The 24,465-nt window shown below is 63.5% G+C and carries 15 protein-coding genes; 11 read left to right on the top strand and 4 right to left on the bottom strand.

The window, feature by feature from the left end:
- Positions 1-74: 74 nt before the first annotated feature.
- On the bottom strand, positions 75-1,265 hold the full coding sequence (locus FIV42_RS29205) for a serine hydrolase domain-containing protein (protein WP_141201118.1): 1,191 nt from the start codon (positions 1,263-1,265) through the stop codon (positions 75-77).
- A gap of 134 nt (positions 1,266-1,399) precedes the next feature.
- Between FIV42_RS29205 and FIV42_RS29200 the strand changes: the two genes are divergently transcribed.
- Positions 1,400-4,987: a serine/threonine-protein kinase gene (locus FIV42_RS29200; RefSeq protein ID WP_141201117.1), complete on the top strand. Its 3,588-nt coding sequence runs from the start codon at positions 1,400-1,402 to the stop codon at positions 4,985-4,987.
- 25 nt (positions 4,988-5,012) lie between these two features.
- Here FIV42_RS29200 and FIV42_RS29195 read toward each other — a convergent pair whose 3' ends face one another.
- Together FIV42_RS29195 and ligA are read right to left on the bottom strand one after the other, a co-directional pair.
- Complete coding sequence (locus FIV42_RS29195) at positions 5,013-6,278, bottom strand: hybrid sensor histidine kinase/response regulator (protein WP_168211021.1); 1,266 nt, start codon at positions 6,276-6,278, stop codon at positions 5,013-5,015.
- A 305-nt stretch (positions 6,279-6,583) separates the two neighbouring features.
- Positions 6,584-8,581 carry an NAD-dependent DNA ligase LigA gene (ligA, locus tag FIV42_RS29190; RefSeq protein ID WP_141201115.1) on the bottom strand — a complete coding sequence of 666 codons (1,998 nt, stop codon included), beginning with the start codon at positions 8,579-8,581 and terminating at the stop codon, positions 6,584-6,586.
- Positions 8,582-9,017: 436 nt separating this feature from the next.
- Here ligA and FIV42_RS29185 point away from each other — a divergent pair, with 436 nt between their 5' ends.
- The 7 genes from FIV42_RS29185 (at position 9,018) to FIV42_RS29155 (ending at position 16,013) form a co-directional block, all read left to right on the top strand.
- Positions 9,018-9,530, top strand: coding sequence for an RrF2 family transcriptional regulator (locus FIV42_RS29185; protein WP_168211020.1), 513 nt, complete (start codon positions 9,018-9,020; stop codon positions 9,528-9,530).
- Positions 9,531-9,546: 16 nt separating this feature from the next.
- Complete coding sequence (gene sufB, locus FIV42_RS29180; RefSeq protein WP_141201113.1) at positions 9,547-10,983, top strand: Fe-S cluster assembly protein SufB; 1,437 nt, start codon at positions 9,547-9,549, stop codon at positions 10,981-10,983.
- Between the two features lie 133 nt (positions 10,984-11,116).
- Positions 11,117-11,872, top strand: coding sequence for a Fe-S cluster assembly ATPase SufC (gene sufC, locus FIV42_RS29175; protein ID WP_141201112.1), 756 nt, complete (start codon positions 11,117-11,119; stop codon positions 11,870-11,872).
- A 9-nt stretch (positions 11,873-11,881) separates the two neighbouring features.
- Complete coding sequence (sufD, locus tag FIV42_RS29170) at positions 11,882-13,204, top strand: Fe-S cluster assembly protein SufD (protein WP_141201111.1); 1,323 nt, start codon at positions 11,882-11,884, stop codon at positions 13,202-13,204.
- Positions 13,205-13,306: 102 nt separating this feature from the next.
- Positions 13,307-14,584, top strand: a complete 1,278-nt coding sequence (locus FIV42_RS29165) for a cysteine desulfurase (RefSeq protein WP_141201110.1) — start codon at positions 13,307-13,309, stop codon at positions 14,582-14,584.
- A 192-nt stretch (positions 14,585-14,776) separates the two neighbouring features.
- Positions 14,777-15,253 carry a Fe-S cluster assembly sulfur transfer protein SufU gene (gene sufU / locus FIV42_RS29160; RefSeq protein ID WP_141201109.1) on the top strand — a complete coding sequence of 159 codons (477 nt, stop codon included), beginning with the start codon at positions 14,777-14,779 and terminating at the stop codon, positions 15,251-15,253.
- A gap of 187 nt (positions 15,254-15,440) precedes the next feature.
- Positions 15,441-16,013, top strand: a complete 573-nt coding sequence (locus tag FIV42_RS29155) for a NifU family protein (protein ID WP_141201108.1) — start codon at positions 15,441-15,443, stop codon at positions 16,011-16,013.
- A 499-nt stretch (positions 16,014-16,512) separates the two neighbouring features.
- On the opposite strand, the gene FIV42_RS29150 is transcribed toward FIV42_RS29155, so the two are convergent.
- Positions 16,513-17,265, bottom strand: coding sequence for a hypothetical protein (locus FIV42_RS29150; RefSeq protein ID WP_141201107.1), 753 nt, complete (start codon positions 17,263-17,265; stop codon positions 16,513-16,515).
- Between the two features lie 1,419 nt (positions 17,266-18,684).
- On the opposite strand from FIV42_RS29150, the gene icmF reads away from it, so the two are divergent.
- The 3 genes from icmF to FIV42_RS29135 all read left to right on the top strand — a co-directional run bounded on the left by icmF (position 18,685) and on the right by FIV42_RS29135 (position 24,301).
- Positions 18,685-21,924 carry a fused isobutyryl-CoA mutase/GTPase IcmF gene (gene icmF, locus FIV42_RS29145; protein ID WP_141201106.1) on the top strand — a complete coding sequence of 1,080 codons (3,240 nt, stop codon included), beginning with the start codon at positions 18,685-18,687 and terminating at the stop codon, positions 21,922-21,924.
- A gap of 789 nt (positions 21,925-22,713) precedes the next feature.
- Positions 22,714-23,217, top strand: a complete 504-nt coding sequence (locus tag FIV42_RS29140) for a hypothetical protein (protein WP_141201105.1) — start codon at positions 22,714-22,716, stop codon at positions 23,215-23,217.
- A gap of 73 nt (positions 23,218-23,290) precedes the next feature.
- Positions 23,291-24,301, top strand: coding sequence for a hypothetical protein (locus tag FIV42_RS29135; RefSeq protein WP_141201104.1), 1,011 nt, complete (start codon positions 23,291-23,293; stop codon positions 24,299-24,301).
- The last annotated feature ends 164 nt before the right edge of the window (positions 24,302-24,465 follow it).

Raw genomic sequence — 24,465 nt, 5'->3', positions numbered from 1 at the left:
CAAATCGCGAGGAGGACTAGTGAAAAAAGTTCATCTTCGCAAGGGTCACACACCCAATCGGTTCCGCGCGCCGGTCAGCCAACGCACGCCTGTCGCAGTTTATTCTGAAACTCCCGCACCAGCAGAACTTCGCGGCCCGGCCTGACCGGCACCCCGCTGGTCAAGAATCCACCGGCGATCTCGCAATCGGGGTCCGCCCAGCCAAACTGACGCGAGAAGCCGATATGACCGAAGGTGCGCTCGGTATTCTTGCCGAAGATATTCAACGGCGTGTGCTTTCGGCCGAGCATGAACCCCAGGCTGTAGCGCTGTGGCGTCAAGAACAGCGTCCAATCGAGTCGCGCCATCACCTGTTCGCCGGTGGCCCGGATGACCTGCTCTTCGCTGAGCACACGCGTCTCCTCGAATTGCCCCCGGTTGAGCAGCATCTGGAAAAAGCGCGAGCACTCTTCGGCCGTGCCCACCACGTTCCCGGCGGGGATGACCGAGTCGAAGACGCTGTCGCGGTTGATCACGCCGAGGGCCTCGACCACGTCGACGTCGATGGCGCGGCTGATCATGTCGGTCAGAAATTGCGGCGGCATCTCGTCGACCCGCTCCACGCAGGCGACCCGATGACGCTCATTCGGCGGAGCGCCGTAATTGAACGTCTCGAAGCCGAGCGGCTCGAGAATCTCTTCGCGCAGAAACGTACGGACGTCGCGGCCGTCCACGCGCCGGATGAGCTCGGCCAAGATATAGCCGCCGCTCAGGATATGATAGCTGGTGCGCCGGCCCGGAAAGTGGTGGGGCGACTGCTCGCAAATCTGGCGAATGATGCCGTCCCAATCGCAAATGCGCGCATCGGAGAGGTGCCAGAAGATCATCGGGATGCCGGCGGTGTGCGTCAGCACGTGCCGCACCGTAATGTGGCGCTTCCCCTCTTGCCCGAACTCCGGGATATACCAATGAACGGGATCGTCGACGTGAAGCTGGTCGCGGTCGAACAAAACGTGCAACGCCGTGGCCGTGACCGACTTGCTGATCGAAAAGATCAAGAAGCGAGTGTCGAGGGTAGTCGGCTTCCACTCACCCCCTTGGTCCGCCTGCGGCCGATACTCACCCACCGCTTTATGCAAGACGATCTGCCCACGGCGGCGGATGCACACCTGCAGGGCCGGGTATTTCCCCGTGGCATGCAGTTCATCAATGATCCGGCTCGCCTCCTCGAGGCGCACCGGATCCATGCCTACTTCCAGGGGAGTCACTTCACGCGCTTGTTCCACGACGTACCTCACTATTCTCGTCGCTCCAGTTAGTGTCTACTTACTTAGCACAATCGCGCTTCGCAGACGAGTCGACACGACTCACCTTAGGCGGTAGGCTCTCCTCGAATGAGCCGCAATTCCGAGTCGTACTGATGACAGAATCCCGCATCCAACTTGGCCCCTTCGTGCTCGACAAGGTCATCGGCCGTGGGGGCATGGGCGAAATCTGGAAGGGCGTCCACCTAACCCAGCGCGTGCCGGTCGCCGTCAAGGTCGTCACGGAGCAGGGGGCTCGACGCGACGATTACCTTCGCCAGTTCCGCAACGAAATTCGAGCCGTCGCCGGCCTCGACCACCCCGGCGTCATCATCGTGTTCGACCACGGCGAGATTTCTCGGGATGCCGCACACGCCTCGGGCGAGAACCTGACCGCCGGCAGCCCCTATCTGGTCATGGAGTACGCCAAGCATGGCGCGCTCGACCGCTATGTGTCGGGCATGAACTGGCCGATCGCTCGCCACATCATCTTCAGCGTGCTCGACGCGCTCGCTCATGCTCATGCTCGGGGCGTGGTGCACCGCGACCTCAAGCCGCAGAATATCCTCGTCGGGTGCGCCCGGCAGGACGGCCTCGGCCTCAAGCTCGCTGATTTTGGCCTGGCTCATCCCCTCGATCTGACCGGACGCACCGGAAAATACGAGGAGGGCTGGGGCACGCCTCACTATATGGCGCCGGAGCAATTCCGCGGCATGTTCCGCGACTACGGCCCGTGGACCGACCTGTACGCCCTGGGCATCGTCGTCTGGGAACTGACCACCGGCGAACTCCCCTTTGATGGCGGCAACGTCATCGAGATCAGCGGCAAGCATCTGCACGGCGACCTGCCGGACTACGAGCCGCGCTTCGCGGTTCCCGATGGTTTCTTGGGATGGGTGCGCCGACTGCTCCAGAAGGACTTTCACGATCGCTTCCAGACGGCCGCCGATGCAGCCTTCGCGCTCGCGCGCACCCTCGGCAGCGACGAAGACGACCGAGACGGCCGCATGCTCGTGGGCGATCACGCCCAGACGGTGCCAATTCACGCCGGAAGCGGCGAGACGAGCCCCTTTACCCAGCGCGAGAGCAGCCCAGACGCTGACACCATCCACGAAATCGGCGCGACGACCCACTTGCTCCCCGACGCCGAGCAACTCTCCAAGCTTCGCACGCGCACGCTCACCATCGACGTCGCCCAATGGATGGACGACCCGTTCGATGCGCTCCGCAGAAGGAACAAGAAGCGCGGGGCCGCGCCTCTCGCCGACATGAAGCTCCCGCCGCTTCCCGACGACTGGCGCCAGCCCGAGATGGGAGAACCTTCGCCCCAACTCCTGGGGGCGGGCCTCGGCCTCTTCGGGCTGCGCACAGTTCGCCTGGTCGACCGCGAGGACGAGCGCGACTGGTTGTGGGACAAGCTCGGCCAGGTGCACCGCCACCACGAGACCCACGCTGTGCTCCTGAAGGGCCGGGCGGGCACCGGTAAGTCGCGCCTGGCGCGCTGGCTGACCGAGCGGGCGGCCGAGGTCGGCGCGGTCACGGTGCTCTCGGCCGTGCACAGCCCGATCAGCGGGCCGGCCGACGGCCTCTCCGGCATGGCCGCGCGCTTTTTTGGCTGCGTCGGCCTCGAGCGCGACGATGTTCGACGCCGCCTCGAGAAGCTTCTCGGCGCTCGAGGCGTCACCGAACCATACGAGTGGAACGCGCTGACCGAACTCATCAACCCGGCGGCGCACGCCGACAGCGCCGGCGACAGCATGGTTCGCTTCACCAGCAACCGACAGCGCTATGCGCTACTGCGCCGCATGGTCGAGCGAATCGCTCGCCGCCGCCCCGTGCTGCTGTGGCTCGATGACGTCCAATGGGGCGCCGACACGCTTGGCTTCGCCGAGCACCTGCTCGACATCCACCGCACCACGCCTGCACCCATCTTCATGGTGCTGACCGCACGCGAGGAGGCGCTCAATTCGCGCCCCCTGGAGCGTTCGTTGATCAAGCGGATGTTGCGCGTCGAAAACTCGGCGCTCTTGCCCATCGACCCGCTCGCTCCCAAAGACACCTCCGAGCTAGTCCGAAGGCTGCTCATGCTCGAGGGCGACCTCGCCGCTCAGGTCGAGGAGCGCTCCGACGGCAACCCTCTCTTCGCCGTCCAACTCGTCGATGACTGGGTCTCGTCAGGCAAGCTGAGCGTGGGTAAAGACGGCTTTCGACTCAGCGAAGGCGAAGAGGCGTCCATCCCCGACGACATTCACCTTCTGTGGCGCTCGCGCATCGACCAACTCGTGGCCAACCGCAGCGAGTATGCGCGTGTGGCGTTGGAACTCGCCTCGGCGCTCGGCCAGGAAGTCGAGAGCCACGAGTGGAAGAAAGGGGGCGAGCTTCTCGACATGGAGGTCGACGAGGACCTGGAGGATCAACTGTACGCCCGCGGACTCGCCCGGCCCATCGACGGCGGCTGGCGTTTCGTCCACGGCATGCTGCGCGAGAGCCTCGAGCGCCTGTCGCGCGAGGCCAACCGCTGGGAGTGGCTCAACTCGATCTGCGCCGACGTCCTCGAGAACCTCTACACCGACAACCGCGCCAAGCAGGAGCGGCGCGCTCATTACCTGCTCGAGGCCGACCGCCTCGACGAGGCCGTCTCTCCGCTGCTCGAAGCGGCGCGCTTTCGCGCCGAACGCAGCGATTTTGGCCGCGCCCACGAATTGCTCGACCGGCGTGGAGACATCTTGAGCAAGCTCGACACGCCGGACGCCGCCGGCGCCTGGGGTGAGGGCTGGGTGCTCCGCTCGGAGATCTACGAGCTCGAGGGCAACTACAGCCAAGCGCTGACGTGGGCGAAGATGGCCGTCAAGCACGCTCGCGGCCACCAGTGGCAAGGGCTCTTGCCTGCGTCGCTCCGCGCCGCCGGCGGCGCACACCTCCATCTGGCGAACTTCGACCGCGCCCGCGAGTGCTTCGCCGAAGCACACCAGCTCGCCGACGACCACGATGACACTCAGGAGTTGGGGCTCAGCCTCCTCGGCCTCGGGCGAGTCGAGCAGGGCCGCGGCAACTTCGAAAACGCCAACGAGTTCCTCGAGCGAGCAGTCACGCTGCTCGACCAGACCGACGACGAGCAGGGCCTGGCCAAGTGCTATAACGCGTTGGGCGACATCGCCCGTCAGACACGCCGCATCGCCGACGCTCGCCGGTACGCCGAGAGCGCGCGCGAACTCTTCGACGCCGGAGGGAATCAGGTCGGTGTGGCCGATTGCCTCAACGACCTCTCGGAGCTCAACCACCTGTTGGGCGAAGTCGACCTGGCCGAAGACCTTTGCGCGCGTGCGCTTCACCTGTACGAATCGGCCGGTTCACAGCAGAGCATGCGCGTGCGCCTGAACCTGGCGTTTATCCTGCTCCACCGCGGTGAGTTCGACGAGGCGCGATCGGTGCTGGCGAGCGCGCGCGAGCATTTCGAGCACGAAGACCAGCTCGCCGAGTTGGCGCACGCCGACGTCTTGCTCCTCGCCTGTGCTGCAGCAGAGGGCGATTGGTTTGTTTGGGATGAACTCTTTGGGGAGGCCGAGCGCCTCCACGAACAGACCGGACTTCGCGCCCCGCGCATCTCGCGCGCCGCCACCATCGCGGCAGAAGTTGCCACAGAGCAGGGCGAAGGCGAACGCGCTCGACAGGCGCGCTCGCTCGCAGAACTCTTCGCCGGATAGCTAACAGGTTACTGGGTGGGGGAGCTTAGGATGCAGCGCTCTTTTCGCGGAAAGCAACGTGCTGCTGCAGCCCTTCGACCGCGCCGGGCTCGCGCGGCAGGAGCACCGTGAAGCGTGAGCCCTTGCCCTCGACGCTGTCGACCTCGATGCAGCCACCGTGCATCTCGGTGAAGCGTTTGGCGACCGACAAGCCCAGCCCGATGCCGCGCTTGCAGAACTCGAAGTCTCCCGACGAGTGATGACGGGACTCGAAGGTGCTGAAGAAGGCATTGAAGATTTGGGCCAGATCCTCCTCCGAGATTCCGATACCTTCATCTTCGACACAAAAGGCGACCAGGTCCTCGTCGCGGCTGGACTGCTCGATGGACAATTGGATGGTCTGTCCGTCGTGCGAGAACTTGATAGCGTTCATGATCAAGTTCAAGAACACGTCGGTGAGCTTCTCTCGGTCCGCCTCGATGGCGTCGACCTCCGAGGCGATTTGCACCTCGAGGCGTTGCTCACGCTTCTGCAAGAACGGCGAGACGTGGTCGTTCACCTCGGCGATAAAGTCGGCGACTCGCATCTTTTCGAGGTTGAGCGTCGACGCCGGTCCCTCCTCCGAGAGCATCTTGAAGATGCGGTTCGAGATATTCTTCAATCGAATCGCACTCGAGTCGATGCCTCCCAAGGCTTTGTCAGTGACGTTGCCGTACTTGCCGTCGAGCTCTTTGCGCAGCAAAAACACGTAGCCCAGGATGATCGCAATCGGCGTGTTGAGCTCGTGGCTGACGACCTCCATGAAAACATTCTTCATGCGGTCGAGGATCTTGAGCTCCTCGTTGGCCGAGCTGAGCATCGCATTTTGCTGCTCGAGCTGCTCGTTGGCCTCGGTCAATTGCTCGAGGAGTTGATTGCGCTCGCGTCGGCTCTCGTAATGCTCGAAAGCTTGCGCCACAAAGAGCTTGAGCTCGGAGGGCTTCCACGGCTTGCTGATATAGCGGTAGACGTGCCCCTCGTTGATGGCGTCGATGACGTGGTCGATGTTGCTGTAGCCGGTGAAAAGCACCCGCACAATCTCGGGGTGCGTCTCACGCAACTGGGCGAGAAACTCGATGCCCGACATGCGCGGCATACGCTGGTCGCTCATCACCACTTGGACGTCCTCGTCTTCGACGAGTTCGAGCGCTTCGGCGGCAGTCCGGGCGGTTAAAACGCGATAATCCTTGCGGAAAAGACGCTGGATGGCGTCCAGGATATCGGGCTCGTCGTCGACGACCAAAAAGGTGCGTTCTTGTCGGCTGGTGGCCATAATTCGCCGGTTTAAAGGGCAGTCACTTCTCGACTCGCACTTCGCATTGACCCGGCGGATTCGACCGGGCATGCGCGATTCGCAGCGCTGCTAAGCTACGACGTCTGAGCCTATACAATGAACTAGAGGCAGCGTATCAAACGGGTCTTGCTTCGCAAGCCCGATCTGGGCGGCCAGCCCGCTATTGCAGCAAAGAGAACAGCATCTGGGGAATGTCTTCGTCACCGCTTTGTCGGACCGATGGGATAACGTCGCGCTGTAGCCGCGAATTCCAGCGCGACGGTTCATCTAACTCTCCACTCGGCTCACTCATCTGAGTCGAGCAACTCCAGGAACGCAGACTCGCCGATGATGGCAATCGACGAACCGTCGTTGTTGTACTTCTCGGCTTTCTTGAGCTTGCTGCTCCTCCAGCCCCCTTCGAAGCGCTCGATATCGGCGTCTCCCATCACCAAAAAGTCGAGCGTCTTGGTCACCGAGGAGGGCGTGTCGCCGCCGAGTTCGCGCACACGCCCCTGGGCGTCTTTGCGCGACATCGACTCGAGCGCGCCGGTGAACAAAAACGACTTGCCGGCGACCGGCGAGTCAATCTCGGCCGGGTCGGGCGCCGGCTCGGGAAAGACGATGTCGAGGTGGTCGCGCAGCGAGGCGATCACCGCAGCGTGCTTCTCGAAGCCCTCGGTCACCTTCTCGGCGATGATCTCGCCAATCGTCGGGATCTCGACGAGCGCCTCGGCGTCGACATTCAAAATCTCGTCCAAGCTGCCGAATTCTTCGGCGAGCAATTCGGCGACGTGACGGCCGAGCTCGTCGATGCCCAGCGCGCGCAAAAAGACGTCGACACGCACCGTGCGCCGCTCCTTGATGCGATCGAGCAGCTTTCGCGCCAGCTTCTCGCCCACACGCTCGAGCGACGTGAGCTCCTCGAGCGACAACGTAAAGAAGTCGGACGGGTCGGTGACGAGCTCGGCGTCGTGGAGCTGCTCGAGCAGCTTCGGGCCGATGCCTTTGATCTCCATGGCGCTCGCGAAGTGCTCGAGCTGACGAAGCCGCGCGTTTCGACAGTCGGCGCTGTGGTCGGCGCAAAGCACGTCGTTGTCACGGTACGTATCGGCGCCGCAGCCGGGGCACTCGCTCGGAATCTCGACGAGCTCGTCGCCGCGCTCGAGGACCTTCTCCATGTGGGGGATGACCCCACCGCGGCGCATCATCAGCACGCGCGAGTTCAGCGTCAGGCCTTCTTCGCCGGCCACCGCCTCCATGATCGCCAGGTTGTGCAGGCTTACCCGCGTGACCACCGCCCCGGAGAGCTCGACCGGGTCGACGATACCGACCGGGTTGATGGCGCCGGTGCGCGAGACGTTCCAGTGGACCTCCCGAAGCACGCTCTCGCCCGAATCCCCCTGGAACTTGTACGCAATCGAGTAGCGCGGGTGATGGGCCGTATGCCCCATGCGGCGCTGCTCCTCGCAGGAGTTCGCCCGGTAGACCACGCCATCCATCTCATAGTCGCGCGCGCGGCGGCTCGCGTCGATCTCGTCGAAGGTGTGTTGCAGCTTGGGCTTGTCGACCTCTCGCCAATCGACCGTGTCGAAGCCGAGCTCCTCGAGCCAGGTCATCTTGTCGGCCTCGGTGTCGAAGGCCACCCCGAGCACGTCGTAGGCGAAGAAGCGCACGCCGTAGCCGGCCGTCTCCTGCGGATTCTTGAGCTTGAGCGCCCCGGCGGTCAGGTTGCGCGGACTCGAGTACTCCTCCTTGAAGCGCTCCTCGAAGACCGACAGCGGCATATAGGCCTCGCCGCGCACCTCGATGTCGTGCGTGTCGATGGTGCGCGGCACGTTTTCGATGCGCATCACGTTGCCCGTGATGAGCTCGCCGACGCGCCCGGTGCCGCGGGTGGCGGCCACGAAGAGGCGGCCGTCTGCGTCGTAGCGCAGGCTGACCGCCACGCCGTCGATCTTGGGGCTCGCCACCGCCGTGCCTTCAAATTTTTCGAACCACTTGAGGAGGGTTTCCTCATCATAGCATTTGTCGAGCGAGAGCATCGGCGGGTCGTGCGGAACCTGCTGCTCGCCCTGCAGGTGCTCGGAGAGGTCGACGCCGGCGCCGACCGGACCGATCGCGGCGAGCACGGGGCTGTCCGGTTTCTTGGTGCGCAACGCCTCGACGAGCCGGTCGAACTCCGGGTCGCTGATTTGCGGGTCGTTGTCCACCCAATACAGACGGTTGTGCCGTTTCACGGCGTCTTCGAGCTCGGCGACCGTCATGGACGCCCAATCGTTGGCAACAGCTGACTCGGTCATGGCTTTCTACAGGGGCAACAGACAAATAGTTGGCTTTTCCGGTTGTCTTACAACAAGGCTATTTGAGGATACAAACAACAATTTGAGTGTCGCGGATCTGAATCTCCTCCGATCCGCGACCCCCAAATTGTCGTTTGTCCGCCCCAATAGACGCCCAACAACCCACTCCTTTCAACGATCGACCCCCAAATTGTCGTTTGTCCGCCCCAATAGACTCCCAACAACCCACTCCTTTCAACGATCGACCCCCAAATTGTCGTTTGTCCGCCCCAATAGACCTTTTTTGGAAGGCTTTCGGGGGCCGGATAGTTACACCGATGCGCTCGTCTGACTTGAAAGCATACAAAAACGTATGATATTGGCGAGTAGCCGCTTGAAAGTATACGAATCAGTATGCTAAATCGCCGCGGCGACGTCGATGACGGAGAGGAAAACGATGAGAATCACCGCTGTCGAAGAATATGGCCTGCGCTGTTTGTTGCGCGTGGCACCGCACTCCGAAGAGGAGCCGGTGTCTGCGCAGAGCATCGCCGAATTGGAGGGGATGAGCATCCCCTACACCCAGAAGATCTTGCGCATTTTGTCGCAGGGTGGGCTGGTCGACTCCAAGCGCGGCGCCTACGGAGGCTACTACGCCACGCGACCCATCGACGATATCTCGCTGGGCGACGTGATGCGTGCTCTGGGCGGTTTTATCGAGGTCGACGACTTGTGCGAGCGCCACACCGGCGAGCGTGAAGTGTGTTGCAACGCGAACAATTGCACCATTCGGCCGGTCTGGTCGCATATCTCCGAATTTGTGATGGCGACCATGGACCAGATTCCCTTGAGCGTGCTGGCCGAAGACGAACACGCGGTGCGGCGCCACCTCGCCAATCTGACCATTGGCGACACGACAGGTGAAGCGAACCCCCAGGCAACTGCATCTAACCAGCAGCTTGCCAACTGAATCACGAGGTAGACGGATGAGCTCCGAAATCAAATCGATGATGGACCAGCCGTATAAGTACGGCTTCTCGGCAGACATCGAAACCGACACGCTGCCCCCCGGACTCAATGAGGACGTGGTGCGCGCTATTTCGGCCAAAAAGGAGGAGCCCGAGTGGATGCTCGAGTTCCGCCTCAAGGCGTTCCGCCATTGGAAAAAGATGGTCGAGCCCGACTGGCCGAACGTGTCCTACGAAAAGCCCGACTTCGACGCCATCAGCTACTACTCGGCGCCGAAGCAGATGCCCAAGAAGAAGAGCCTCGACGAGGTCGACCCCAAGATCCTCGAGGTCTACGAGAAGCTGGGCGTGCCGATCAACGAGCAGAAGATGTTCCAGAACGTGGCCGTCGACGCCGTCTTCGACAGCGTCTCGGTGGTCACCACCTTCCAGGAGCAGCTCAAAGAGGCGGGCGTGGTCTTCATGTCGATCTCCGAGGCGATTCGGGAGCATCCCGAGCTCGTCAAAGAGCATATCGGCACCGTGGTGCCGTACACCGACAACTTCTACGCCACGCTCAACTCGGCGGTCTTCTCCGACGGCACCTTCGTCTACGTGCCCAAGGGCGTGACCTGCCCGATGGAGCTGTCGACGTATTTCCGCATGAACGCCCAGCACACCGGCCAGTTCGAGCGCACGCTGATCATCTGCGAAGATGACGCGTACGTGAGCTACCTGGAGGGGTGCACCGCGCCGCAATACGACGAGAACCAGCTGCACGCAGCCGTCGTCGAGCTCATCGCCAAGGACAACGCCGAGATCAAGTACTCGACGGTCCAGAACTGGTACGCCGGCGACGAAGAGGGCACCGGCGGTATCTTCAACTTCGTGACCAAGCGTGGCCTGTGCGACGGGGTCAACTCCAAGATCTCGTGGACCCAGGTCGAGACCGGCTCGGCGATCACCTGGAAGTACCCCAGCTGCATCCTCAAGGGCGACAACTCCATCGGCGAGTTCTACTCGGTGGCGCTGACGAACAACAAGCAGCAGGCCGACACCGGCACCAAGATGATCCACCTGGGCAACAACACCCGCTCGAAGATCATCTCCAAGGGCATCTCGGCCGGCAAATCGCAGAACAGCTACCGCGGCCAGGTCAAAGTGGCCCCGGGCGCCAAGAACGCGCGCAACTACTCGGAGTGCGACTCGATGCTCATCGGCGACGAGTGCGGGGCCCATACCTTCCCGTACCTCGACGTGCAGAACCCGAGCGCCCAGGTCGAGCACGAGGCGACCACCTCGCGCATCGGCGAAGAGCAGTTGTTCTACTTCCAGCAGCGCGGCATCGACGAAGAAGACGCCATCTCGATGATCATCAGCGGCTTCTGCAAGGACGTCTTCCACGAGCTCCCCATGGAGTTCGCCGTCGAGGCGCGCAAGCTGCTCGGACTCAAGCTCGAAGGCTCGGTAGGCTAACGACAAACGGCATATTCACCACGGTGCACACGGGGAGCACGGAGAAAGACAACTAAGAAAGTAGTTCCCCGTGTCCCCGTGCTCCCCGTGGTGAACTCCAAGTTCAGAAGACTCAGAAAGAAGGTTAATAGCAATGTTGGAAGTCAAGAATCTGCATGTGACGGTCGAGGATGCCGAGATTCTCAAGGGCATCGACCTGACGGTCAACGCGGGCGAAATTCACGCCATCATGGGCCCCAACGGCTCGGGCAAGTCGACGTTCGCCAAGGTGCTCGCCGGCCATCCGGCCTATGAGATCACCGAGGGCGACATCGTCTACAAGGGCGAGAGCATCCTCGAGATGGAGCCCGAAGAGCGCGCGCAGGCCGGCGTCTTCCTGGCGTTCCAGTACCCCGTCGAAGTCCCCGGCGTGAGTAACGCGGCGTTTTTGCGCCAGGCGTACAACAGCATCCGCGAGGCGCGCGGCGAGGACACCCTCGACCCGTTGCAGTTCGACGACCACGTGCGCGAGCGCCTCGGCCTGGTCGACATGGCCCCCGAGATGCTCGACCGCAGCGTCAACGTCGGCTTCTCCGGCGGTGAGAAAAAGCGCAACGAGATCCTGCAGATGGCCGTGCTCGAGCCGGCGCTCGCGCTGCTCGACGAGACCGACTCGGGCCTCGACATCGACGCGCTGCGCACCGTCGCCGACGGCATCAACAAGCTGCACGGCGACGACGACGCCGTGGTGATGGTCACCCACTATCAGCGTCTCCTGAACTACATCACCCCGGACGTCGTCCACGTGATGGTCGACGGACGCATCGCCAAGTCGGGCAGCAAAGAGCTCGCTCTCGAGCTCGAAGAGCGCGGCTACGACTGGGTCATCAAGGAAGTCAAGGGTAGCTGAGGAAACGCCATGGCAGTCACCGAAAAGCAGCAAGAAATTTCGCAGGCCTTCGCCGACGCCGTGCTCGGCGCCGAGTCCCCCGAGGGCTCGTCGCTCGTCGCCAAGGTGAACGCGGCGGCGCGTGAGCACCTCGCCGAGGTCGCGCTTCCGGCGCCCAAAGACGAGGAGTGGCGCTTCGTGCGGCTTCGTCCGCTCACGAACACCGAGTTCGTGCCCGCCGACGAGATCGACGCGTCGGTCAACGAAGCGATGGTCGCCGACTACGCGGTGCCCGAGGCCGAGGGCAAGCAGCTCGTGTTCGTCAACGGGCGCTTCTCGACCGAGCTCTCCGACACCTCCGGCTTTGCCGACGAGGTGTTCGTGGGCAACCTCGCCGCGCTCGACGACGCGCCGGCCGAGGTCGAAGAGCGTCTGGGCCAGATCGCCGGCTACTACGCCGACGACTACTTTTTGAACCTGAACGCCGCCGGCTTCACCGACGGCGCGGTCGTGGTCGTGCCCAAAGACACGAAGGTCGAGGGCGTGGTGCACCTGCTCTACATCTCGACCGAGTCGTCCAAGGCCTACGCCGCCCACCCGCGCAACCTGGTGCTGGTGGGGCAGGGCTCGAAGATGACGATGGTCGAAGACTACGTCGGCCCGCACTCGAGCACCTACTTCAACAACGTCGTCAACGAGATCGCCGTCGACGCCAGCGCCACGCTGCACCACACCAAGGTCCAGCGCGACGGCCAGGCCGCCTACCATATCGGGCGCACGGCCATCGACCTGGAGCGCGGGGCGACCTACAACTCGCAGACGATCTCGTTGGGCGCGAAGTTCTCGCGCTACGACGTCTACGCCAACGGCGACGCCGAGGAGATCGACTGCACGCTCGACGGCCTGGCGGTCTTGTCGGGCGAGCAGGTCTCGGACACCCACACGGTCATGGACCACCGCAAGGCGCACGCCGGCAGCCACCAGCTGCACAAGATGGTCCTCGACGACAAGTCGCACGCGGTGTTCAACGGCAAGATCTTCGTGCAGCCCAAGGCCCAGATCATCGACGCCTACCAGCTCAACCGCACGCTGTTGTTGAGCGACGACGCCAAGGTCAACGCCAAGCCGCAGCTCGAGATCTTCGCCGACGACGTCAAGTGCACCCACGGGGCGACCATCGGCCAGCTCGAAGAAGACCAGTTCTTCTACCTGAAGAGCCGCGGCCTGAACGAGCGCGACGCACGCAACATGCTCGTCTACGCGTTCGCCGCCGAGGTCATCGAGACGATCCCGGTCGACTCGGTCAAAAAAGCACTGGAGGACGCCGTCTCACAACGGACCTCCATGAAATAAGCGGAGCGGGGGCTTGCCCCCAGCGGAGCCCTCGTCAGTGCAGCCCCAAGGCTCGCCTTGGGGCCACACGCGACGGAAACCACAGCGGCCACGATAACGATCATGACACTCAACGAACTCGAACAAGCAGTAGCGGAACCCCGCACCCATGCGGACCGCTCCGACTGGACCTGGGAACAGATCCGCGCCGAGTTTCCGGTGCTGCGCCAGTCCATCGACGGCCACCCGCTGTCGTACCTGGACAACGCCGCCTCCAGCCAGATGCCCCAGGAGGTCATCGACCGGCTGACCTGGTACCAGTCCGCCGAGCACTCCAACGTGCACCGCGGCGTGCACACGCTCAGCCAGAAGGCGACCGACGCCTACGAGAAGGCCCGCGAGAAGGTCGCCCGCTTCATCAACGCCCCCGACAGCGCCCAGTGCATCTTCACGCGCGGCGCCACCGAGGGGGTCAACCTGGTGATGCACGGCTGGGGCCGAAAGTTCGTCGAGGAGGGCGACGAGATCATCGTCACGGCGCTGGAGCACCACGCCAACATCGTGCCCTGGCAGATGCTGTGCGAAGAGAAGGGCGCCACCCTCAAGGTCATCCCGATGACCGACGCCGGCGAACTCGTCGTCGACGAGCTGCCCACGCTGTTGAGCGACAAGACCAAGATGGTGTGCGTCTCGCACGTCTCCAACGCGCTCGGCACGGTCAACCCGGTCGAAGACATCATCGAGCAGGCCCACGCCCACGGCGTGCCCGTGCTCGTCGACGGCTGCCAGGCCGTGCCGCACATGAAGGTCGACGTGCAGGCGCTCGACGCCGACTTCTACGTCTTCTCGGGCCACAAGATGTGCGGCCCCACCGGCATCGGCATCCTGTACGGCAAGCGCGAGCTCCTCGAGGCGATGAACCCGTTTATGGGCGGCGGCGACATGATCCGCACCGTCACCTTCGAGAAGACGGAGTACGCGCCCATCCCGCACAAATTCGAAGCGGGCACCCCGTCGATCCTGGCGGTCGTGGGCCTGGGCGCGGCCATCGACTACCTCGAGAGCATCGGCATGGACCGCATCGCCCGGCGCGAGGCCGAGCTGCTCGAGTACGCAACCCAGCGCATCGAGGAGCTCGACTTCATCCGCATCTTGGGCACCGCCCCGAACAAGGCCTCGGTCATCTCGTTCGAGGTCCTGGGCGTCCACCCCCACGACGTGGGCACCATCCTCGACACCGAGGGCGTGGCCATCCGCGCCGGCCACCACTGCGCCCAGCCGGTCATGGACCGCCTCGGCGTGCCGGCCACCGCGCGCGCTTCGCTCGCGTTTTATAATAACAAGGACGACGTCGACGCGTTGATCGGGGCGCTTCAGACGGTCAAGGATATCTTTGGTTGAGGCGCCTCGGTTCTTGAAGGCCTTCTACATAAGCAATTAAGGACATGAGGGCTGCGAGTTGAGACAACTGCACGATACGCAACCTAGACCTTGCGAGCCGCGACAGATGGACAAATCGCAACCCCTATGTCCTTAATTGCCTATGTAGAGGGCGCCTCGAACCCGCAAGGCGTTCAAAAATACGAGACACACATGAACCTCCGAAATCTGTACCAAGAAGTCATCCTCGACCATAACAAGAACCCGCGTAATTTCGGCGAGCTCGAGGAGGCCAATCGCCACGCCCAGGGCCACAACCCGTTGTGTGGAGATAGCTACGAAATCGCCGCGCTCGTGGTCGACGACGAGGGTCGCATCGAGGACATCCGCTTTAGCGGAAAGGGCTGCGCCATCTCGAAGGCCGCCGCCTCGATGATGACCCAGCACGTCAAAGGCAAGACCGTCGACGATGCCGAAACCCTCATCGAGGAATTTCGCCAGATGCTCACCGGTAAACTCGACCCCGAGGGCAACGACCGGCTGCGCCACCTCAAGGTCTTCGCCGGCGTCGCCCAGCGCCCCGAACGCGTCAAATGCGCGGTCCTGCCGTGGCACACGCTGCACGCAGCGCTCGAGGGGCAGGAAGAAATCTCGACCGAAGGCGAGCATGATCCCTTCGGTGAAGAATAATGTTCACCACGGGGCACACGGGGACACGGAGAACTGCTCTTTCAAGCCTTTCCCCGTGCGCCCGTGCTCCCCGTGGTGAGTCGGAAAACATTCGCCACAGAGCCACAAAGAGATCGAGGATAGCTATTTCAAGCCTTTCCCCGTGTCCCAGTGCTCCCCGTGGTGAGTCTCAAGAAGTGTGACCGCTATGAAGATCGAAGAAATCGAGTACACGCCCAATCCGAACGCGGTGAAGTTCGTGCTCGACCAGCAGTTGACGCTCGGCGGAATGACCCGCTCGTTCGAGTCGCTGGAGAGCGCCGAGGGCGTCCCGCTGGCCAAGAAGATCTTGGAGATCGAGCACGTCCAGTCGGTCTTCTTCGCCGACCGGTGGCTCACCGTCACTCAGGACGGCGGCACCGACTGGCACGGCCTGATGCGCGAGATCGCCGAGCCCATCCGCGCGGCCGTCCTCGACGACGCTCGCCCGCCCACCGGCTTCGCCAAAGACGATGACGACGACGGCCTCTCCCTCGAGGAGACCGGCCTGGACGACCCGCGCGTCGAGATGATCCGCGAGGTCATCAACGAGCAGATCCTGCCGTACCTGCAGGGCGACGGCGGCGGCCTCGAGATCAAGGCGCTGCTCGAAGACCAGCTCATGATCCGCTACGAGGGCGCCTGCGGCACCTGCCCGGCCTCGACCACCGGCACGCTCATGGCCATCGAAAACCTCATCCAAGAGCAGGTCGACCCCGAGATCACGGTCGTGTCGGTCTGATTCACCCGATACTTGCCGACCCGAAAGGCGCCCCTCGTGGGCGCCTTTTGCGTTTTTGTTCACCACGGGGAGCACGGAGACACGGGGAAAAGCTTGAAGAAGAAGCTCTCCGTGTCCCCGTGCTCCCCGTGGTGAGTCCCAAAACAAGAGCCCGAACGAGGCTCTCGGTCCTTGCAGGGGCGCGCGGAGCTTTTGCAGGGGGGCGCGGGGAATCGCGAAGGTGTTTCGGGAGGATCCGAAGGCCTTTCAACGCTCTCCGAACCCATTTCAAGCCCTCGCAACAAACCGCGGGCTCGTTGCAACGAGCCCCGGCGCGTTTGCAGGGGCGCGCGGAATCGTTGCTCGAAGGCGCGGACTCGTTGCAGGCGCGCGCGGTGAAGTACGAGCGCGCCCGCGGCGCTTCGAGGGTGTTTTGAGGCAATAAAAAACGCCGCGGCGCGCTTCGAAGACGATCCGAAGGCCCGCGGCGTCATTTCGACACATTGCAGAGGTGATTCAATCAGGCTTCAACCGGCTCGGGGGCGTCGACGTCCTCGACATCCTCGACGTCGTCTTGCGGCTGGGAGCCGCCGCCCGACGGGCTCGGGTTGTGCAGGTCGAAGATCCCGCGAAGCTCGACGAGCAACTGCGGGTATTTGCGCTCGCAGGTCTCCGCGTCGAGCACGGCCTCGTCGATATAATCGATGCACGCCATGCGGGCTTCGTCGCGCTCGCGCCGGGCGGTGTGGGTCTGCGAGTTCTCGGTCGATTCTTCGGCGCCGAAGCTCTCGAGCTCCTCGGTCAGCGAATCGATCTCGGCATGCAGCGCGTCGAGATCGCGCAGGCGGGCGCCGAGGGCGTCCTTGTGAGCGTTCATCCCGTAGGAGAGGCGACGCAGCGCCTTGAGGGCGGTGGGGCCGCTGCGGATATGCGACGGGGCGATGGTGCCGAAGTCGTTGAGCTTGTCCTCGGGGTTCGACTCCCCCAAAAACGTGCGCCGCGCGCCGGCGCGCACGCTGCGAACCAGGGTGGGCGCGCGGCCCAGAATCTCGTGGCGGCGGTTGGTCAACGCGACGTCCTCGCGCTGCTCGCCAAGGAACGCCGACTCGGCCGCGTCGAGCGCGTCGGCGAGCCCGTCGCCGCGCTGCGCACGGTCGGCGTCGAGGAAGATGACGTCGTCGAGGGAATCACTGTGGTCCGCGTACCACTTGGCGACCGCACGGGTCACCAGCAGCACCACGTCCACGGGAGTACGATAATCAGGGCGTGCCATGATGCATTCTCCTTTCGTAGACGCTTCTCGCGACCCCAAGAGCCACCCGGAAACTCTTCATGAGAAGCCAACAAGTAAAAGTCGCGCCCCTGTCGTGCGACGAGGGGCCGCCGGGCAATCCCACATCAATGTGTCGAAGTAGGAGTATGGTGCCGTGGAGGGGCAGGGCGGTCAAGGGCGTTGTGTGGGGGCGGGCACGGTTGGGGCGCGGTCGTCCCCGGCCGCCGGGGTCCGTCTCGGGCCCCGCACGTGTTCGGGCAAGGCGTGTGCCTTGCCTCAGACACGCGACAACACGGCGCCTGACACCGCGTCGACGGCTCCGTGATCGTGATCGTGATCGTCGTCGTGATCGGCGGTTGTCGTTCGCGGCGAGACAAACGGCCGATCACGATCACGATCACGACGACGATCACGGCCGCACAACACGGTGCCTGACACCTCACCGCCGGGGTCCGTCTCGGGCTCCGCACGTGTTCGAGCAAGGCGTGTGCCTTGCAGAGGACACGCAAGCTGGGGCGGTGACGCCCCAGGGCGGGCGAGGACGCCGCGCGCCCCGAGTGGGCTGTGCGCAACGACAGGGTCGGGGCGCGGTCGTCCCCGGCCGCCGGGGTCCGTCTCGGGCCCCGCACGTGTTCGAGCAAGGCGTGCGCCTTGCGGAGGACACGCAAGCTGGGGCGGTGACGCCCCAGGGCGGGCGAGGACGCCGCGCGCCCCGAGTGGGCTGTGCGCAACGACAGGGTCGGGGCGCGGTCGTCCCCGGCCGCCGGGGTCCGTCTCGGGCCCCGCACGTGTTCGAGCAAGGCGTGCGCCTTGCGGAGGACACGCAAGCTGGGGCGGTGACGCCCCAGGGCGGGCGAGGACGCCGCGCGCCCCGAGTGGGCTGTGCGCAACGACAGGGTCGGGGCGCGGTCGTCCCCGGCCGCCGGGGTCCGTCTCGGGCCCCGCACGTGTTCGAGCAAGGCGTGCGCCTTGCGGAGGACATGCAAGCTGGGGCGGTGACGCCCCAGGGCGGGCGAGGACGCCGCGCGCCCCGAGTGGGCTGTGCGCAACGACAGGGTCGGGGCGCGGTCGTCCCCGGCCGCCGGGGTCCGTCTCGGGCCCCGCACGTGTTCGAGCAAGGCGTGCGCCTTGCAGAGGACACGGGTACGGGTACGGAGCGGGTCACGGTCACGGAGCCGGTAGCCGGTAGCCGGTAGCCGTGACCGGAGCCGTGACCGGAGCCGTGACCGAAGCCTGCACGCCGCGGCGCCTCGCCCAGAGTCCCCCTTTGCCTCCTTAGCGCTCTTCGCGACCTTCGCGGTTCATCTCCCACCCGCGGAAGGCCAGCCCCGTTCAACCCGTTCTAGTGGTTGCGAAATCCGCGTCGTCTCGCTAGAAGTGAGTCAGCAGACAAACGGATAAAAAAAGCCGAGTGGAGCCATGAGCGTAAGCTACAAAAAAGCCGGTGAAGTCTCTAACGAGCCCATCACCCTCGAGAACAACGTGCGGTTTGTGACCGCCGCGAGCCTCTTCGACGGCCACGACGCCGCCATCAACGTGATGCGGCGCATCGTGCAGGGCACCGGCGCCGAGGTCATCCACCTGGGGCACAACCGGTCGGTGGCCGAGATCGTCGACGCCGCCATCGAGGAAGACGCGCAGGGCATCGCCGTGTCGAGCTACCAGGGCGGCCACATCGAGTACTTCAAGTACATGTATGACCTGCTCCAGGAGCGCGGGGCCGGCCACATCAAGATCTTCGGCGGCGGCGGTGGCGTCATCGTGCCGCCCGAGATCGAGGAGCTCGAGGCGTACGGTATCGCCAAGATCTTCAGCCCCGAGGACGGCCGCGAGATGGGCCTGCAGGGCATGATCAACTCGATGCTCGTCGAGACCGACTACGACGTGACCGGGCAGGGCGAGGCGCCCGTGGTGGACGCGATTCGCGCGAAAGACGCCGTGGCGCTCGGCCGGGCGATCAGCTTTGCCGAAGAGGGCAAGCTCGACGCTTTGTCGCTGCCCGAGGTCGCCACCAAGGCGCCCGTGGTCGGTATCACCGGCACCGGCGGAGCGGGCAAATCGAGCCTGACCGACGAGTTTATCCGACGCTTTCTGCACGACTTCCCCGAAAAGTCGGTCGCCATCATCTCCATCGACCCGACCAAACGCCGCACCGGCGGGGCGCTCCTGGGCGACCGCATCCGCATGAACTCGCTCAAAGACGAGCGCACCTTCATGCGCTCCATGGCCACCCGCGGCTCCAAGGGCGAACTCGCCGCGGCCATCGACGACGCGGTCAAGGTCGTGCAGACCGCCGGGTTCGACCTGGTCGTCGTCGAGACGAGCGGCATCGGGCAGGGCGACGCGGACATCGTCGACCACTGCGACCACTCGGTCTACGTGATGACGAGCGAGTTCGGCGCGTCGAGCCAGCTCGAAAAGATCGACATGCTCGACCTGGCCGACTTCGTGGTCATCAACAAATACGAGAAGGCCGGCAGCCTCGATGCGCTGCGCGCGGTGCGCAAGCAGGTGCGCCGAAACCGCCAGCTGTGGGAGGCCGACGACGCCGACCTTCCGGTCTTTGCGACCATCGCCAGCCAATTTGGCGACACCGGCGTGACCGCGTTCTATCAGGCGGTCATGCAGGACGCCTTCGGCGAAGTCCGCGACTCGAAGTGGACCACCGAGGGGCCGGTCACTACCAAGCAAAACGAGATCATCCCGCCCGCCCGCGAGCGCTACCTGGCCGAGATCGCCGAGACGTGCCGCGACTATCGCCAGTACGTCGAGGACCAGGCCGAGGTCGCCTCGAAGCTGTACCGGCTCGAAGGGGCTAAAGAAGAACTCGAGGGTTCGGGCGCCGAAGAGACGCTCCGGGAGAGCCTGGCGCGCATCGAAGACAAGCTCTCCAAAGAAGCTAAAGAACTCCTCGAAGGGTGGGCCGAGCTGCAGGAAGCCTACTCGGGCGACGAGTACGTCGTGCAGATCCGTGACCGCGAGGTCCACTTCGACCTGACCACCGAGACGCTGTCGGGCACGAAGGTCAAGAAGGTCGCGCTGCCCAAATACCGCGACTGGGGCGACCGGCTGCGCTGGCAGATGCTCGAGAACGTGCCCGGCCAGTTCCCGTACACCGCCGGCGTCTTTCCGTTCAAACGCCGCGACGAGCACCCGGCGCGCATGTTCGCCGGCGAGGGCACGCCCGACCGCACGAACAAGCGGTTTCACTATTTGAGCAAGGACGAGAAGGCCAAGCGCCTGTCGACCGCGTTCGACTCGGTGACGCTGTACGGCGAAGATCCGGCCGAGCGCCCCGACATCTACGGCAAGATCGGCAACTCGGGCGTGAGCGTGTGTACGCTCGAGGACATGAAGAAGCTGTACGCCGGCTTCGACCTGGCCGACAAGTACACCAGCGTGTCGATGACGATTAACGGCCCGGCGCCGATCATCCTGGCGATGTTCCTGAACACCGCCATCGACCAGCAGGTCGAAAAGTTCGTCGACGACAACGGCCGCGAGCCGAACCCCGAAGAATATCAGACGATCTTCGACGAGACGCTCGAGGTCGTGCGCGGCACCGTGCAGGCCGACATCCTCAAAGAAGACCAGGCTCAAAACACCTGCATCTTCTCGACCGATTTCGCCCTCAAGATGATGGGCGACATCCAAGAGTATTTCATCGACAAGAAGGTACGGAATTACTACTCGGTCTCCATCAGCGGCTACCATATCGCCGAGGCCGGGGCGAACCCGATCACCCAGCTCGCCTTCACGCTGGCCAACGGGTTCACCTACGTCGAGTACTACCTGGCGCGCGGCATGGACGTCGACGACTTCGCGCCGAACCTGTCGTTCTTCTTCTCCAACGGCATGGACCCCGAGTACACCGTGCTCGGCCGCGTCGCCCGGCGCATCTGGTCGGTGGCGATGCGCGAGAAGTACAACGCGAACTACCGCTCGCAGCGCCTCAAGTATCACATCCAGACCTCGGGGCGCTCGCTGCACGCCCAGGAGATCCAGTTCAACGACATCCGCACCACCCTTCAAGCGTTGCTTGCACTGTTCGACAACTGCAACAGCCTGCACACCAACGCCTACGACGAGGCGATCACCACGCCCACCGAGGAGAGCGTGCGCCGCGCGCTGGCCATCCAGCTCATCATCAACAAGGAGTTCGGGCTGGCCAAAAACGAGAACCCCAACCAGGGCTCGTTCATCATCGAAGAGCTCACCGACCTGGTCGAAGAGGCCGTGCTGAGCGAGTTCGAGAATATCAGCGCCCGCGGCGGCGTGCTCGGCGCCATGGAGCGCCAGTACCAGCGCAGCCAAATCCAAGAAGAGTCGATCAAGTACGAGCGCAAAAAGCACTCCGGCGAGCTTCCCATCATCGGCGTGAACACCTTCCTGCCCGACGAGGAGGAGGAGCAGGAGACCGGCGAACTCGAGCTCATCCGCTCGACCGAAGCCGAAAAGCAGACCCAGATCGACAACCTGCACAGCTTCCAAGAGGCCCACGCCGACGAAGCCCAGGCCGCACTCGACCGGCTCAAGCAGGTCGCCCTCGAAGGCGGCAACATCTTCGCCGAGTTGATGCACACGGTGCGCGTCGCAAGCCTGGGCCAGATCTCTCACGCCTTGTACGAGGTGGGCGGTCAGTACCGTCGGTCGATGTAGCGAAGTCGGTGCGGGGCCATCTTGCCGTCGGAGTCGGTGCGTGGGCATCTTGCCCACGAAATCGGTGCGTGGGCATCTTGCCCACGAAATCGGTGCGTGGGCATCTTGCCCACGAAATCGGTGCGTGGGCATCTTGCCCTCGAAATCGGCACCTCTGCCCCGCCGAACGTGTGTGGCGCTCGCCCGTCGACCGGGCTGCTGATTCGGGTCGGAATCCCTTGCTTGCTGAGAGGGCCCCTTCGCCGGCCTTCGCTACGCTACGGCCGACACTTCCCCATGCGCTGAAAAACGCGCCGGGGAAGGGGACTGCATCTCTGAAACTCTTTTCTTCCCTGCAATCTCCCTCCCCGGGCCGCCTTTTCAGGCCGCGGGGAGGTGGGGGCTGTAGCGCAGCGAAAGCCCCCGGAGGGGCCATCTCAACTAGCAAGGGAATCCAACGCAGATTGATGCGGCCAAACGTCGGCAAGATCGCGAGCGGAGCGTCGCAAAACCTACCTCACCAGGACTACGAGCAAAGCACCATTCGCCCGTCGGCATGCACGCAACTATCCTGATAGCGAAGCTTTCGCGAACACCTGCAAGGCCGTGTCCGTTCCCCGCTTGGCCGAGAGCCAGCTTCTCATCCTCAATGCTGGATGCGGAACAGCATGCGCTGTCTCGCGCTTCGAGATTTACCGACTCGACAAAGCCCGCCTGGTCCCGGTGTTCGAGCGCAATTACCCAATGAACTTCTCGTCCGATGCACCGCCTGCGCTCGAGCCGCTACGAATCCTGGCGGGCGAGTGAAAGATGACGATCCGACAAGCACAAGCATTTTTTGGGCTCGTCCTGTGCAGCATTTTTGTCATGACGACCAACACTGCAGCCGCGCAGGATTTGAACATCCCTGACGAGACAGTCAACCTGCTGCCGGGGCCCACGATAGGGTACGGCTGGCGTGACGGAGATGCTGGCGGGCTGATATTGGGCGCGGAGGTAAGCGTCGCATATGCCAACCTGGACGAGTTCGTCTGGGCCGGATTCTATAGCGACCTGACCTACGACTTTGGCGGTGACTCGCTACGACTGAGTCTCGGTCCGGAATTCGGCTTTTCGTTCTTCGGGTTCGATGCTGGCCTGATGGTAGACGATATCTTTGGCGGCTCGCCAGAACTCGGCCTCTCGGTGCGTCCCGTCCTGAGCATCTTCGGGGTTTTCTCGATCTACTCACGGTTTACCTCCGGCAACGAGTTCGCCACCTCTTTTGAACTGGGGGTGACAGGTAAGTTTCCTGTGCCGCTCGACGACCGCTAACAGTCCGTCAGACGCCCCATCAGCGAGTTTTGCGGCGTCCTTGGAACTCACTCGAACACGCGCAACGCGGCCAATGAAGATGCAGCACGTTCACAAACGCACAATTCGCCGACTTGGCAGCCTAGTGCTGGGCCTGACCGCGCTTCTCGCGGTGCTGAGTCTGCACCCGGTCGTATCCCTCGCGCAGACCTCTGATTCCGACGAGAAGCAACAGCGCTTTCGGGAGAGGATCGTCAAGAGTTGGAAGTGGAAACCCCGAAGCGGGGTCGGGCTGACCACCGAGAAGTACGCGCGCGAATACCTCGCCCGGTATTTCGATAGCCAGGGCGAGTGGAAGGGAGACTCAGCCGGGATCGGCTCGCAGCATGTCCTCGCCGATACATCCTTGGTACTCTTCCAGACTTCACGCCTCGACATCATCGTCCTTCCGCTAAGCGGGGTAGAGCATAATTGGGTCGTCGTCGTCAGGAGGGACACCGGCGAGGTGGTGCTCAATGACAACTTTACGTGTGGGACTTACGAGAGCCATTTCGAATTCGTGGATGTGGATGGAGAGGCGCCTCTCGAGTTGCTTAACGTCGGCTCGGGAAGTTGTGCGAGCCAATTCAGTGCTCAGTCATTTCGTATCTACGAGCTGACTGAATGGGCGAAGCTCCTCGAGCAGCGCGGTGTTGCGGACTATGGAGGTCAGTGCCCAAAGATCGTGAATCAGCTCATCGAGCCATACCCGCGCCGACAAGAGCGCGACTCGAAGGGCCATCTTTCGTTCGAGTTTCGCGTCTCGTATGGCCTCGTGATGAAGCACGACGAGGGCTACTGTGCACCTTCAAAGCCGCATGCGGTTCTGAAACGTACCTGTGAGTACATCGCTGAGGAGAGACGCTTCAAATGTTCCGACGACGTTGTCGATGCGCACACGATGACACTGCCGGAGATCAAGACGGCCGGGAAGTGGACTGACAACGCGGACAATATCCGTTGGGTATTGGAGAATTCTCAGGTGCTGCGAGCCCGAGGCTTTCGGTTCCCCAGTGGATTTCTCGAGAGACTGCCGCGCCATCTGCCGAAGGGTAGTGGCGACTGAACCCGCAGTGCGAGAACACCGTTCAGGCAAACCGGGCCACTAGTGGGCCATGGCTGGTCGCAAGGAGTCGAGAGGGCGCACGTCGACCACGCGAGGCGACGCGAGACGCGTCGCGGCGGCGCAGAGCACCGCGCCCCGGCTTATGTTGTGGCGCGCAGTTAGGG

This window comes from Persicimonas caeni (assembly GCF_006517175.1).
Lineage (GTDB): Bacteria > Myxococcota_A > Bradymonadia > Bradymonadales > Bradymonadaceae > Persicimonas > Persicimonas caeni.
The sequence above is the reverse complement of the archived record's forward strand: the minus strand, read 5'-3'. Positions and strand labels throughout refer to the sequence as shown.

Excerpts from the sequence above, each read along its gene's own strand:
- FIV42_RS29140 (WP_141201105.1), top strand. The coding sequence starts at position 22,714 with ATGACGATCCGACAAGCACAAGCATTTTTTGGGCTCGTCCTGTGCAGC.
- sufU (WP_141201109.1), top strand. The coding sequence starts at position 14,777 with ATGAACCTCCGAAATCTGTACCAAGAAGTCATCCTCGACCATAACAAG.
- sufB (WP_141201113.1), top strand. The coding sequence starts at position 9,547 with ATGAGCTCCGAAATCAAATCGATGATGGACCAGCCGTATAAGTACGGC.
- FIV42_RS29135 (WP_141201104.1), top strand. The coding sequence starts at position 23,291 with ATGAAGATGCAGCACGTTCACAAACGCACAATTCGCCGACTTGGCAGC.
- icmF (WP_141201106.1), top strand. The coding sequence starts at position 18,685 with ATGAGCGTAAGCTACAAAAAAGCCGGTGAAGTCTCTAACGAGCCCATC.
- FIV42_RS29200 (WP_141201117.1), top strand. The coding sequence starts at position 1,400 with ATGACAGAATCCCGCATCCAACTTGGCCCCTTCGTGCTCGACAAGGTC.
- FIV42_RS29155 (WP_141201108.1), top strand. The coding sequence starts at position 15,441 with ATGAAGATCGAAGAAATCGAGTACACGCCCAATCCGAACGCGGTGAAG.
- FIV42_RS29150 (WP_141201107.1), bottom strand. The coding sequence starts at position 17,265 with ATGGCACGCCCTGATTATCGTACTCCCGTGGACGTGGTGCTGCTGGTG.
- sufC (WP_141201112.1), top strand. The coding sequence starts at position 11,117 with ATGTTGGAAGTCAAGAATCTGCATGTGACGGTCGAGGATGCCGAGATT.
- FIV42_RS29165 (WP_141201110.1), top strand. The coding sequence starts at position 13,307 with ATGACACTCAACGAACTCGAACAAGCAGTAGCGGAACCCCGCACCCAT.
- ligA (WP_141201115.1), bottom strand. The coding sequence starts at position 8,581 with ATGACCGAGTCAGCTGTTGCCAACGATTGGGCGTCCATGACGGTCGCC.
- FIV42_RS29195 (WP_168211021.1), bottom strand. The coding sequence starts at position 6,278 with ATGGCCACCAGCCGACAAGAACGCACCTTTTTGGTCGTCGACGACGAG.
- sufD (WP_141201111.1), top strand. The coding sequence starts at position 11,882 with ATGGCAGTCACCGAAAAGCAGCAAGAAATTTCGCAGGCCTTCGCCGAC.
- FIV42_RS29185 (WP_168211020.1), top strand. The coding sequence starts at position 9,018 with ATGAGAATCACCGCTGTCGAAGAATATGGCCTGCGCTGTTTGTTGCGC.